Origin of the sequence: Ditibartonella apihabitans, from assembly GCF_002007485.1 — a bacterium.
Classification (GTDB): Bacteria; Pseudomonadota; Alphaproteobacteria; order Rhizobiales; family Rhizobiaceae; genus Bartonella; species Bartonella apihabitans.
In genome coordinates, this window is record NZ_CP015820.1 from 2,339,910 (window position 1) to 2,352,750 (window position 12,841).

Consider the following 12,841-nt stretch of genomic DNA (forward strand, 5'->3'; position numbering starts at 1 on the left):
GGGGATTTGTTTTGATTGGTTTTGCTTCGCCCATTTATCTGTCCGGACGGCTTCAAACAATTCTTTCCTGTTTGATACTGGTCTTGATGGTGATTGCTATTGGAACCGCACTCGGTTTCGAACATATAGGCGGCTATATGCCTTGTAAACTTTGCCTTGAAGAACGTATTCCCTATTATACCGGTATACCTTTAATGATCATAACTTTGGCTTTGTCGCTCACAGGAAAACCGGGATTTCTTATCCGTTTGCTGTTTTTGATTACCGCTTTCCTAATGGTTTATAATCTCGGTCTATCAATCTATCATGCCGGTGCGGAATATAAATTCTGGCCAGGTCCAACAGATTGTTCGGCGGCCGCTACAGCCATTACTTCCGATGCAAATGATCTACTGGCAAATCTGAACAAAAAACGACCACCTTCCTGTGATACTGCGGCCGGTTATTTTCTAGGGCTTTCATTTGCCGGTTGGAATGCTGTATCGAGCCTTTTTCTAGCCTTTCTTGCTCTTGTCGGCACTTTTTGTGCATACAAAAAAAATGGTGAACATTAAGCCCGTCCGGTTACGTTTCGCACCTAGCCCCAACGGCTATCTCCATCTCGGGCACGCCTATTCGGCGCTGGTCAACAAACATATCGCTCGAATATTAAAGGGCGAACTTGTTTTGCGCATGGAAAACATTGATACAACACGCTGCAAAACACACTATGAAAATGCGATTGTGGAAGATCTATCATGGCTAGGGGTCGATTTCCGAAAACCTTTCCGGCGACAATCGGAACATTTTTCAGACTATCAAAAAGCACTTGATGAACTTGAAAAACTCGGTCTTGTCTATCCCGCATTTTTGACCCGTGGAGAGGTAAAAGAAATCATTGCCGAAGCCGAGCGAAAGGGCAAAAATTGGCCGCGTGACCCCGATGGCACACCGCTTTATCCGACGGATGAACGTTCGCTTTCAAAGTCAAAAGCACGCGAAATGATTGCCGAAGGTGTGCCTTATTCATGGCGGCTTAACATGGATCTTGCATTGCGTTTTTCAGGTAACGATCTCTACTGGTACGAATTTCATGGCAATCAGACAAAGAAAGTAATTGCTCACCCCGAACTTTGGGGCGATGTCATTATCGCACGTAAAGACATGCCGACAAGCTATCATCTATCGGTCGTTGTTGATGATGCTCTTCAGCACATCACCCATGTTGTCAGAGGCAATGATCTGTTCCAGGCCACTTCGGTTCACCGGCTCTTGCAGACGATTCTCGGTTATGAACCACCGCTTTATTACCACCATCCGCTCGTTCTCGGTCATGATGGACACAAATTGTCAAAATCCAACAAGGACACAAGTTTGCGGTCGCTCAGAGAGAAAGGATTGACGGCGAACGATATTTTTGCCCTTTTGCCGAAAATTTGACCATTGCTATCATGCGCCCTCTTTCCACGCTTTTAAAAAGCGACTAGGGTTTCCAATCATAATATTCGATGGGTTTTTAAAATGATTACCATTAGACCGGCTGAAGAACGTGATCTTAAAGCCATCACTGATATTTATAACGATGCGGTAGAGAATACGCTCGCTATCTGGAATGAAAAAACCGTCGATATTGATAATCGTCGGGAATGGTTGAAAACACGAAATGCTTCCGGATATCCGGTATTGGTTGCTGTGGATGATGGCAAAACAGTAGGCTATGCAAGCTACGGACCGTTCAGACCTTTCGAAGGCTACCGCTATTCGGCTGAAATATCCATTTATATTGAAAAGACCGAACGCGGAAAAGGAATTGGCAAAAAACTTCTGGCGGCTTTAATCACACATGCCGAACAAAACCATATCCATGTTCTTATTGCCGGTATTGAAGCGGGTAACAAAGCTTCTATCGCCATCCATAAGGCGTTCGGCTTCACAATAACCGGACACATGCCGGAAGTTGGTACAAAAGCCGGACAGTGGCTCAATCTTGTATTGATGCAACGGATTCTCTGACACGTTACCAGCCGGTCGGGAACGTTTCAAACAAATCCCTCGTACCATTGAAGATATCAAGGTCGATAAAATATTCTTGGCCCCTATACCCTTGAAGACGACCCACGGGATTATATTGCCAGAAGGCCCATTGGTGTTTGTCCGGCAAATCCGGTCGGCTAAAAATCGAACGGTACCACAACAGATAACCGGAAAACCGGCCGGCGATATAATTTTTATAGTTTTCTTCATCTGTATAAATAATTGGCTTTGAACCATAATAGCTTTCGACATGTTGAAGAAGATTGCCAAGTCTCTCTAAAATGACTTGTCGGTCAGGGTTTTTCGTTTGATCGATTTCGACATCTATTGCCGGAGGTAACATGTTTTTATATTCGGGCACCGAACTGATAAAGTTTTCTGCCTGCAACACACCGTCCGTTTCAGGCCTGAAAAATGATAAGCACCAACTCTCAAACCGGCCTCTAATGCATGGTCCCAATTTTTCTTGAATTGAGGATCCTTGAAATCACCACCTTCTGTCGCTTTGATATAGGCAAAACTGATATTCTGGCTTTTTATTTTATGCCAATCGATTTCGCCTTGATGATGCGATACATCAATCCCGCGAACCGGATAGTTATCAAGTGATAACCGCGCCAAGAAAAAGTAAAAAACCGCAATCAATGCAAAGACAAAAAGCAAAAAAACAAGAATGCGCTTGCCCATGTGATTTTTCCTGAAGAGCAAATATCCGACGCTGTCAAACACCAATTTTAATATGGTTAAATTATAGTTTTTATCTGCTTTTGACAAAAACGATTTTCATATAAATTTTATAGCTCTTTCGCGTCGTCTATCGATTGTGGCAATTGGTAAAACCGTTCGGGTCAATTTGTTTCCAGTGGTGAAAAATCACAAAAATAAGAAGCTGATAAATCAATATCACCATGTTCAATTCAATCTGTTCAATAAAGCCTGTTTTGTTCAGGCAAACATAAAAGCCGATCGCCAATGTAAAAAACAAATTTCGACATTATTGATTGGCAAATGCATTTTCCCGATGACCGTTCTTTCCAAAAACGTCGGTGCGAGCTTTCTGATCAGGCTCAAAACCAGCGATTGAATTCTGCTTTTTTTAAAAATCAAAGGATGACATTTATCGCTATTTTTGTAACAACCGAACGGGGGAAATTTTGGGTCGAAAAATCGGAAATCAATGAATGGAAACAGCGTTTAGCTTACTATGCCGGTGACACATAAAAAATACGGCATCCCCAATCAACGGGAGCTTATACATAGCCGGTTGTCGCGAATAACCGGTTTGTTCAGGCTTTACCTGATCTCATTGTCGTAAATTTTCGTTGCAACCGAGCTGAGAAGTCACATTCACGAAAATTAACCCATTCACAATCGAGTGCATGCAATATTTTCCGGTTGAATTTCCTTCCAACTCAACTAATTTAGAATAATTCTAATTTATAGGTCTCCAATGTTTTCAAAACTCTTTGCATCATCCTATCGGAAACCGTTTTCTTCGCTTAGCGAAAAGGAAATTCTCGCTCTTGCCATTTCTTCGGAAGAAGATGACGAGCGCATTTATCTTAACTATGCTGATGGTTTACGTGACGAGTTTCCGGCAACTGCCAAAATTTTTGAAAAAATGGCAGATGAGGAACATAGCCACCGCGACAGGCTGATAAAGATTTTTGAAAAACGCTTTGGCAAAATGATTCCGCTTATCCGGCGCGAACATGTGAGCGGCTTTTATGACCGCAAACCGGATTGGTTGGTTCGCCCGCTCGGCATTGATAAAGTGCGTGATTCGGTTGCACAAATGGAAGACCAATCGGCGCGCTTTTATGAACAAGCTGCCGACCATGCCAAGGATGCGGAAATCCGCAAACTCTTAGGCGATCTTGCTCTTGAAGAAAAACACCATGAAGATGTTGCTATCGAGCTTGAAAAAAAATACGCGCCGAAATCTGTTGCCGATGAAGAACGCGCAAAAGAACGCAAGCAAACGCTTCTCACATGGATACAACCGGGTCTAGCCGGTTTGATGGATGGTTCCGTTTCAACTTTGGCGCCGATTTTTGCGGCTGCCTTTGCAACTGGTGACACAAGACAGACTTTTCTGGTCGGTTTATCGGCGTCACTCGGCGCCGGTATATCAATGGGCTTTACCGAAGCTGCCCATGATGACGGAAAGCTATCCGGCCGCGGCTCGCCAATCAAACGCGGCGTTGCCAATGGTGTTATGACATCTCTCGGCGGTCTCGGCCACGCGCTTCCGTTTCTCATACCCGATTTCCATATTGCGATTGCCATTGCATTTGCGGTTGTGTTCGTTGAATTATGGGCAATTGCATGGATTCAGAACAAATTTATGGAAACACCCTTCTGGCGTGCTGCTTTGCAGGTTGTTGTCGGCGGAGCGCTGGTTTTTGCCACCGGTATTCTTATCGGTAGTGCCTGAAAAAGACCGGCCCTAAGGGAACTTGTAACTTTCTGCCATCCCCTTTAAAAGGACTGGCAGTGATTATATCGTCCTGAAGGCTTTCCATGTCGCAAACCGATTTCGTTAAACTCGCCATTCGTCGTCTCCCACATTCTGAAGGGCTGAAATTGCCCGCTTATGAAACTGTGGGCTCGGCCGGAATGGATTTGAGGGCAGCTTTGGAAGAGGGAAAAGAACTCATCCTTTCCCCCGGTGAACGTGTCCTCGTCCCTACCGGTTTGATATTCGAGTTGCCGGAAGGTTACGAAGCGCAAATTCGTCCGCGTTCCGGTCTGGCCTTCAAAAATGGCGTTACATGCCTGAATACGCCTGGCACAATCGACAGTGATTATCGCGGAGAAATAAAAGTTTTACTCATCAATCTCGGTCAAGAACCATTCACAATTACCCGCGGCATGAGAATCGCGCAAACTGTCATTTCTCCGGCTCCCCAAATTGCCGTTGTGGAAACCACAACAACTTCGGATACAATTCGTGGAACCAAAGGGTTCGGTTCAACCGGACACAACTAGACAATCAACACCCAAAGAAATTTTTTAAGATAATAATTGTGAAGAAAGGTGCAATCGGCTGATTCGCTTTAGCTCACGAGCTCCTTTTGATCACACTTTTGCCATTGCTGATATTGCGTTTGCATCATCAACGGATAAACGAAACATTAAAATAAAACCGCAATGTTTTGGAAAAACATTGCGGTTAAATTGATTGAAACCTTAAAATAAAGCTTAGCGGTCTTTAATGCGGTTTGCGCGCAAAAGCGCAATATACCATTTGCGATGGTGCGCCCATGCAAAGCCGCCTGAAATCTTGCCCTTGATCATTGCACCAATCGAACCGGCAACCCAATAACCGGCATAGACGTGGAAAATCCACACCGCGATAATGCAGGCGGCAACCAGTGAATGGGTGAGTAGTGCATAACGCTGCCATTCAATCGGAACAAAAGGTGCAAAATAGGCTTGCCAAACCATAAAGCCGCTCACAATCAATATGATAAGACCAATCGACATCGACCAGAAAATACATTTTTGACCAAAATTGTATTTTCCGATCATAGGCAGTCTTTCTTCATCGCCTTCAAGGACATCCTTGATATCGACAATCCATTTCAAATCGGAATTTTCCCAGATATTGAGGCGCCAGAAGCGGAAGAAAAGTCCGGCAAAACTGATAACCATGACAACACCGATATAGGGGTGAATGGTACGCACCACTTGCCCGCCTCCAATGAGATTTGATAGCGGGAAAAGTGGTGGCCAATACATCATCAGACCGGTCAATGCCAAAAGAATCATCGAAACAGCGCCAATCCAGTGATTGATGCGTGCGCCTTTTGTATAGCGGTCGACCATAACCGGATGACCTTCATGGACATAATCGTATTTTTCATAAAGCTTATGCGTCATGTTCGACATCCTTCAAGGTTTTCTCGGCACGTTCTTCGTCGTGCTTGGTTACTCTCGTACGTCCGATGAAGATACCATGTGCAGCTGCTCCAAGGATAGCTGCAGCAATAGCACCAAGTCCGAAATATTTGGAAATGCCCTTCCACGTTTTCACAATCGGTGAAATATGCGGGTCTTCCGGCAAGTTTGCATAAATGCTTGGCTGATCGGCATGGTGAAGAACATACATAACGTGCGTTCCGCCAACACCTTGCGGGTCATAAAGGCCGGCATTCTTGTAACCACGGTTTTTCAGATCGGCAATGCGTTCTTTGGCGTGTTCTTTAAGCTCGGCCTTTGTCCCGAACATAATCGCTTCAGTCGGGCAGGTCTTCGCACAAGCAGGCTTTTGCCCGACAGCAATGCGGTCGGAGCACAAAGTGCATTTATAGGCTCTGTGGGTTACTTGCGAGACACGCGGAATATTGAACGGACAGCCTTTGATGCAATAACCGCAACCGATGCATTTATCGTGAATAAAATCCACAATACCGTTTGAATATTGCACAATCGCACCGGGTGACGGACAAGCGGCAAGACATCCCGGTTCCGAACAATGCATACAACCATCCTTGCGGATAAGCCATTCCAGTGCATCGGTTTCCGGATTAACCCATTCTGTGAAACGCATAATTGTAAAAGCGTCCGGCGAAAGGTCACGCGGGTTATCATAAACACCGACATTGTCACCAATTTCGGGGTTCAGCTCGTTCCATTCCGAGCACGCCGATTGGCAAGCTTTGCAACCAATGCAGCGTGAAACATCAATCAGCTTGGCTATTTCTTCCAATTTTCGCTTTGGTTTCGGCGCTGGCGAAGCGGAAATCCGGATGTAGTCATCCGGACCGATCTGCGGTTCGATTTTATCCTGTGTTGGAGGATTAATATTAATCATTTTTCCGCCTTTCCATTCTCATCGACCGGTGCTTTCGATTTTTCCATATTCACCAGAAATGCCTTGAATTCAGGCGTCTGGGAGTTGGCATCGCCAACAAATGGCGTGAGCGAGTTAGGACCGAAGCCTTTCTTCGCCTCACCGATAAAGCCCCAATGCAGTGGAATGCCGATAACGTGAACCGGCTTGCCGTCACAAATGATCGGACGGATACGTTTGGTAACCAGCGCTTTGGCAAAAACCTGCCCGCGTTTGTTCCAAACTCTTACCCAATCACCTTTCACAACACCTTTCTCTGCTGCCAGTTCTTCCGAAATTTCAACAAAGAATTGCGGCTGCAAAGCAGCGTTAATCCGGTTGTTTTTCGTCCAGTAGTGGAAGTGCTCGGTCAACCGATAAGAGGTTGCGGCATATGGGAATTCATCACTTGTTCCCAATTGTGCAAGATCTTCATCAAAGATACGAGCGGCCGGATTACCACGGACATTCGGAGCAATCGGGTTGACGATCGGCGATTCGAACGGTTCGTAGTGAACCGGGAACGGTCCATCACGAAGTCCGGCAAGTGTAAAGAGCCGGCCAGTGCCTTCCGCATTCATGATAAACGGACCAACAGCGTGCGGATCGGATGCGGGCGGAATATCCGGAACATCAAATCCCGTCCATTTCTCGCCATTCCATTCGATAACTTTACGCTCCGGATCCCAAGCCTTACCGTCAAAATCGGCAGAGGCACGATTATAAAGAATACGACGGTTTGCAGGCCATGCGAATGTCCACTTCGGATAAAGTCCGGCACCATCATAGTCGGTGTTATCACGCCGTGCCATCATGTTTCCGTCTTCGGTAAAGCTACCTGAATAAATCCAGCAGCCCGAAGCGGTACTTCCATCGGCCTTCAACGAAGCAAAGCCTGGAACCTGTTTGCCTTTTTCAAGGATTTTCTTGGTCGGGTCTTTCGGATCATAAAGATCTTCAACAGCATAACCGTTCATTTCCTTGGCAAGTTCTGCCGGTTGAGGTTCGCTTGCGTCCTTATATGGCCAATGCAAATTGACGATAGGATCGGGGAACACACCGCCTTCTTTTTCATAAAGCTTTTTCAGCCTTAACCAAAGTTGTGCCATGATCCAAGTATCGTGCTTTGCGTCACCCGGCGGATTTTGCCCCGCCCAGTGCCACTGCAACCAGCGACCGGAATTGACAACAGCTCCTTCATCTTCAGCAAAGCAGCTTGTCGGCAATTGGAAAACTTCCGTTTTGATTTCGGATGTATTGACATCATTGAAATCACCGTGGTTTTCCCAGAAACGTGCCGTCTCTGTTTCCAACGGATCCATCACGACAAGGAATTTCAATTTGCTCAAGCCGCGCTCGACCTTTTTACGGTTCGGGAAAGCAAGAACAGGATTGAACCCTTGGCAGAAATAGCCGTTCATCTGGTTATGATCCATCATGTCGACAGCTTTAAGAATATCGTAATTGGCGATATCAAGCTTCGGCAGATAATCATAGGCGAAGTCGTTTTCTTTTGTTGCGGCCTTGCCCCACATTGCCTTCATGAACGAAATGAAGAACTTGTCATAATTCTGCCAGTAGCTAACCTGATTCGGCCGCGTTGGTGTGAACTTGCGTTTCGCGAGATAGGTCTTGAGATCGGTCTCGTTTTCCATCGGAATATTCATATAGCCCGGAATGAGGTTGGACATCAGTCCGACATCTGTAAGGCCTTGAATATTGGAGTGGCCACGAAGGGCATTCACACCGCCACCACGTACACCGATATCACCAAGAATAAGCTGCAACATGCACATTGTGCGAATGTTCTGCGCACCCTTGGAGTGTTGTGTCCAACCGAGAGCATACATGGATGTCATTGCCTTTGTCGGGCTTGAACATTCTGCAATCATCTCGCAGATTTTGAGGAACTTGTCCTTCGGTGTTCCGCAAATTCTTTCAACCATTTCAGGCGTGTAAACCGAAACATGTTTTTTAAGAAGCTGCCATACCGAACGCGGATGCGTCAAAGTCTCGTCATTCTTGGCATAACCGTTCTCGTCCATTTCATAGGACCAGGTCGAGCGGTCATAATCACGTTTGGCTTCGTCATATCCGGTAAACAGACCATCTTTGAAACCGAAACCTTTATTGACGATCAAACCGGCATTGGTGAAATGTTTGACATATTCATACTGAACTTTGTCATGCGTTATGCAGTAGTTGATGACACCGGACAAAAAGGCAATATCGGTTCCCTGACGGATCGGTGCATAAAAATCGGCAACCGAAGCCGAACGGGTAAAGCGTGGATCAACAACGATCAGCTTTGCACCGCGATGCTCTTTTGCATAAGTAACCCACTTGAAGCCACAAGGATGTGCTTCGGCAGCATTACCACCCATGATAATGACGAGATCCGTCGACCGGATATCCGTCCATGGATTTGTCATCGCGCCACGACCAAATGTTGGGCCCAGACTGGACACCGTGGGGCCGTGTCAAACGCGTGCTTGGTTATCGAATGCCAGCATACCGCATGAACGTACGACCTTATAAGTCGCAAATGCGGTTTCGTTTGTGGCTGCAGAAGCAGCAAGAAATCCTGTTGTTAACCACCGATTGACTGTCTGGCCTTTTTCATTTTTCTGAACAAAATTGGCGTCGCGATCATCTTTCATGTAGCGGGCGATTTTATCAAGTGCCTCGTCCCATGTGATTTCTTCAAAGTGGTCGGAACCGGGGCGACGAACCTTCGGTTTTGTCAAACGGTTCTTTGAATGGATTGTATCAAGAAGGGCTGCACCTTTCGGGCACAGAGTACCATGATTGGTCGGGTGATCAACATCACCCTCGACGTGGACAACTTTCGCTGTGCCATCTTTCATTGATCCTTTTGAATAAAGGATAATACCACAAGCAACCGAACAATATGTACAGGTCTGTCGGGTCTGGGTTGTTGAAGCTAACCTGAAAGGCTTTATCGCTGAAACAACTGTTGCTTCAGCCTCGCTAAAACCAAGCGCACCCAATGCTGTTGCGCCGACACCCGCACCAGCACCCTTTAAAAAGGCGCGACGCGAAATCTCTATATTCATACGGGCATTCCTCTTGTATTTTTGATCATCCCACAAGCTCACAATTGTAAATCAACAATTGTTTCAAAGCAACCAATCAAGCTTCAAACAAGTCTGCTTGATGCCCTGTTGTTACAAAAGCGGATTCTATTGATCGGGGAAGATCATTCGCAGCTTTTTCATATGGATCCTGAAAGACAATAATGCAATCGCTTTCCCGATGGCGTTGACGTTTTGTGAACACAGGCGATTGATCGTGATGAAGATGAGCTACATTGCACGCATGTTTGACAAATGCTAATATTGTCAAACTGTCGGATATCTTTGATACCCACACAAAATTGAATATTTAAAAAGGAAACTTCGATGACACCCTTCCGTTTGACAAGTCTTGCTCACGGTGGGGGTTGCGGTTGTAAACTGGCACCCTCCGTTTTGCAGAAAATGCTGAAAAACCAGCCGGAATATGGACCATTTGAACATCTATTGGTGGGAACCGAAACAAGTGATGACGCTGCCATTTACGAACTGGACGATGGCACTTGTGTCATCGCTACGACAGACTTTTTCATGCCGATGGTGGATGACCCTGTCACATTTGGCCAAATTGCTGCGACCAATGCTATTTCCGACGTTTATGCTATGGGCGGAAAGCCGATTATGTCGCTGGCAATTCTCGGAATGCCGGTTGACAAAATTGATCCGGCAATTGTCGGAGAGATTTTAAAAGGTGGACGGCAAAAAGCCGCAGAAGCCGGCATTGCTGTCGCCGGTGGTCATTCGATCGACAATCCCGAGCCGGTCTATGGTTTGGCTGTTATCGGCATTTGCAAAAAAGACGAGATCAAATTGAATGCCCGTGCCCATGTAGGCGACAAACTGGTACTCATGAAAGGTATCGGCGTTGGCGTTTATTCGCATGCATTCAAAACCGGAAAACTTTCCGATGAGGCCTATCAGGAAATGATAGCGTCAATGACGCTTCTCAATAAAATCGGTACAGAGCTTGGAAGAAATCCCGATGTTCACGCATTAACCGATGTGACCGGTTTTGGAATTTTAGGCCACAGTCTCGAAATGGCACAAGGTTCCAATGTCGAGATTGCTATAAATTATTCGAAAATTCCATTTCTCAAGCAAGCTGAAGCACTTGCAAAAGATGGATGCTTCACCGGTGCTTCACGCCGTAATTGGGACAGCTATGGCGAACATATTGTATTGCCGCAAAATTATCCCGATTATAAACGCTTTCTGTTGACCGATCCGCAAACATCCGGCGGATTGTTCGCTTCCGTCTCACCTGAAAAAGCCGACTCTGTCATCGCTTATGCGAAAAGCCGAGGCTATCCGCTTTCGACTATTGTCGGTGAAGTACGTTCCGGTACTCCGAAAGTTATTATAGAAGAGTGATTCGAACAATTTCTAGTTGTTTCGGGCGGGCAAGAAATCAAATCTTACCTGCCCGAATAAACACGCACATGACCATATAGCCAATTTTTACGAGATATTATGGCTTTTCATTTCAATAAGATGTCGAATTTTGAAAAAAGTGCTTGGCAATTGGGATGAACAACGCTAGTTTCCACTATACCAGATAAATCGTCATGGAACATAGCTGTTGGAGTCGTTTCCATAGGCTTTTTGAGATTTTCAAAAAATTGATTTGAGCTTGATGGCTTGTCAACAAGCATAATCAAAAACGGGTATTGGCGCTAAAGCCATTATATTCTTGTCAGAAAATCGACTGAATACAAATAGATAAAACATATTCTTAAAGAGATCATTATGAGGCCACAACAAAATAGGCGCATCCGTGGACGCAACAATAATAATAACAACAGACGCGGTCCAAACCCTCTTTCACGCAATTATGAAAGCAACGGTCCGGATGTAAAAATTCGTGGTAACGCACAACATATAGCAGATAAATACACAGCTTTGGCACGGGATGCCCAGGCTGCCGGTGACAGGGTGATGGCAGAAAACTACCTCCAACATGCCGAACACTATGTCCGCATCATTCTGGCAGCACAAGCACAAATGCCGCAACCAATCCAGCGTGAAGAACTCAGTGATGATGAGGAGGAAGACGAAAACACTCCTATCGCATCATTGGAAATAAGTGAAGAGCATGAGGCGGCTGGAAGCGGTCCGCAACCGGAAATTCAAGGGGTACCGGCTGAAGTTGCTCTTGCCGAGGATACCGGTGAAGTCGGAAAAGTTGTCGAGCTCAAGAAACCCCGTCGTGCACCACGTCGTCGGAGCACTCCGGTAGGCCGTTCCGATGCCGGTGAAAGGGAAGCCGAAGAGCAAGCTAAAGAAAAAGCGGAAGCCCCTGAAGAAGCCGTTGAAAAGGCGGAAAAGCCTGCTGAAACTGAAGAGATTGTTGAAAAGAAGCCGCGTCGCAGACGCACAACAAAACCGAAAGTGGTCAAGGCTGAAGAAGAAGCCTGATTTTCTGCTTGATAGTCATCAAAAAGACGGGTTATGACCCGTCTTTTTTGTTTTCCCGCCTCTTTGTTTATTGCGTACTTTTGTGGTTGTTATCTGTTTTTGTTCATTGATAGCGAAGCAATTTTCCCGATTAAAAGTTTCCGGAACTTCCAAGACGCATATCTTTCCGATTTCAAAAAACTATCGTGATGCATTCTTCCTTGCAGAAGAAAAGCTTAACCGAACACGTCTCTAACACCCGTTACTTTTTTCGCAGTGCTTGATGGCTCAAGCCCTTCCCGACACTTGATGTTCACGGCAATAAAACGGTTCGGAAACAGTAATGATAAGCAATGTGTTTCAACTGAACATGATTCAATTGAAAATAATTGGCGGAAGAGCATGGGAGTCGAACCCATAAAAGACCGTCTCACGGCCCCTTACGGCTTTGAAGGCCGCATCCATCACCGGATGAAAAGCCCTTCCGAATGTCTTATGCGGC

General features: G+C 45.8%; 10 protein-coding genes, 1 tRNA gene and 1 pseudogene. 7 read left to right on the forward strand and 5 right to left on the reverse strand.

The window, feature by feature from the left end:
• Window positions 1–14 precede the first annotated feature (14 nt).
• The 3 genes from BBC0178_RS10390 to BBC0178_RS10400 all read left to right on the forward strand — a co-directional run bounded on the left by BBC0178_RS10390 (window position 15) and on the right by BBC0178_RS10400 (window position 1,992).
• Entirely contained in the window at window positions 15–554 is a 540-nt protein-coding gene (locus BBC0178_RS10390; RefSeq protein WP_078040459.1) for a disulfide bond formation protein B, read from the forward strand.
• Complete coding sequence (gluQRS, locus tag BBC0178_RS10395; protein WP_078040111.1) at window positions 541–1,419, forward strand: tRNA glutamyl-Q(34) synthetase GluQRS; 879 nt, start codon at window positions 541–543, stop codon at window positions 1,417–1,419. The genes BBC0178_RS10390 and gluQRS overlap by 14 nt, the downstream gene beginning before the upstream one ends.
• A gap of 81 nt (window positions 1,420–1,500) precedes the next feature.
• Window positions 1,501–1,992 carry a GNAT family N-acetyltransferase gene (locus BBC0178_RS10400; RefSeq protein WP_078040112.1) on the forward strand — a complete coding sequence of 164 codons (492 nt, stop codon included), beginning with the start codon at window positions 1,501–1,503 and terminating at the stop codon, window positions 1,990–1,992.
• Window positions 1,993–1,996: 4 nt separating this feature from the next.
• Here the strand turns inward: BBC0178_RS10400 and BBC0178_RS12350 are convergent.
• A pseudogene (locus tag BBC0178_RS12350) lies at window positions 1,997–2,700 on the reverse strand (GH25 family lysozyme).
• Between the two features lie 763 nt (window positions 2,701–3,463).
• Here BBC0178_RS12350 and mbfA point away from each other — a divergent pair.
• Together mbfA and dut are read left to right on the forward strand one after the other, a co-directional pair.
• The gene (gene mbfA / locus BBC0178_RS10420) at window positions 3,464–4,450 is read left to right on the forward strand and encodes an iron exporter MbfA (protein WP_078040116.1); all 987 of its coding nucleotides are present in this window, start codon (window positions 3,464–3,466) and stop codon (window positions 4,448–4,450) included.
• An 86-nt stretch (window positions 4,451–4,536) separates the two neighbouring features.
• The gene (dut, locus tag BBC0178_RS10425; protein ID WP_078040117.1) at window positions 4,537–5,004 is read left to right on the forward strand and encodes a dUTP diphosphatase; all 468 of its coding nucleotides are present in this window, start codon (window positions 4,537–4,539) and stop codon (window positions 5,002–5,004) included.
• A gap of 213 nt (window positions 5,005–5,217) precedes the next feature.
• Here dut and BBC0178_RS10430 read toward each other — a convergent pair whose 3' ends face one another.
• The 3 genes from BBC0178_RS10430 to fdnG are packed head-to-tail and all read right to left on the reverse strand — an operon-like array spanning window position 5,218 to window position 9,927.
• Window positions 5,218–5,898, reverse strand: coding sequence for a formate dehydrogenase subunit gamma (locus tag BBC0178_RS10430; protein ID WP_078040118.1), 681 nt, complete (start codon window positions 5,896–5,898; stop codon window positions 5,218–5,220).
• Window positions 5,888–6,832: a formate dehydrogenase subunit beta gene (fdxH, locus tag BBC0178_RS10435; protein ID WP_077972946.1), complete on the reverse strand. Its 945-nt coding sequence runs from the start codon at window positions 6,830–6,832 to the stop codon at window positions 5,888–5,890. Before fdxH ends, BBC0178_RS10430 begins: the two co-directional genes overlap by 11 nt.
• Window positions 6,829–9,927, reverse strand: coding sequence for a formate dehydrogenase-N subunit alpha (fdnG, locus tag BBC0178_RS10440; RefSeq protein ID WP_078040119.1), 3,099 nt, complete (start codon window positions 9,925–9,927; stop codon window positions 6,829–6,831). Before fdnG ends, fdxH begins: the two co-directional genes overlap by 4 nt.
• A gap of 345 nt (window positions 9,928–10,272) precedes the next feature.
• Between fdnG and selD the strand changes: the two genes are divergently transcribed.
• Complete coding sequence (gene selD, locus BBC0178_RS10450; protein ID WP_078040121.1) at window positions 10,273–11,316, forward strand: selenide, water dikinase SelD; 1,044 nt, start codon at window positions 10,273–10,275, stop codon at window positions 11,314–11,316.
• A 375-nt stretch (window positions 11,317–11,691) separates the two neighbouring features.
• On the forward strand, window positions 11,692–12,360 hold the full coding sequence (locus BBC0178_RS10455; protein ID WP_078040122.1) for a DUF4167 domain-containing protein: 669 nt from the start codon (window positions 11,692–11,694) through the stop codon (window positions 12,358–12,360).
• A 369-nt stretch (window positions 12,361–12,729) separates the two neighbouring features.
• Here the strand turns inward: BBC0178_RS10455 and BBC0178_RS11755 are convergent.
• Window positions 12,730–12,825 (reverse strand) — tRNA-Sec (locus tag BBC0178_RS11755).
• Window positions 12,826–12,841 lie beyond the last annotated feature (16 nt).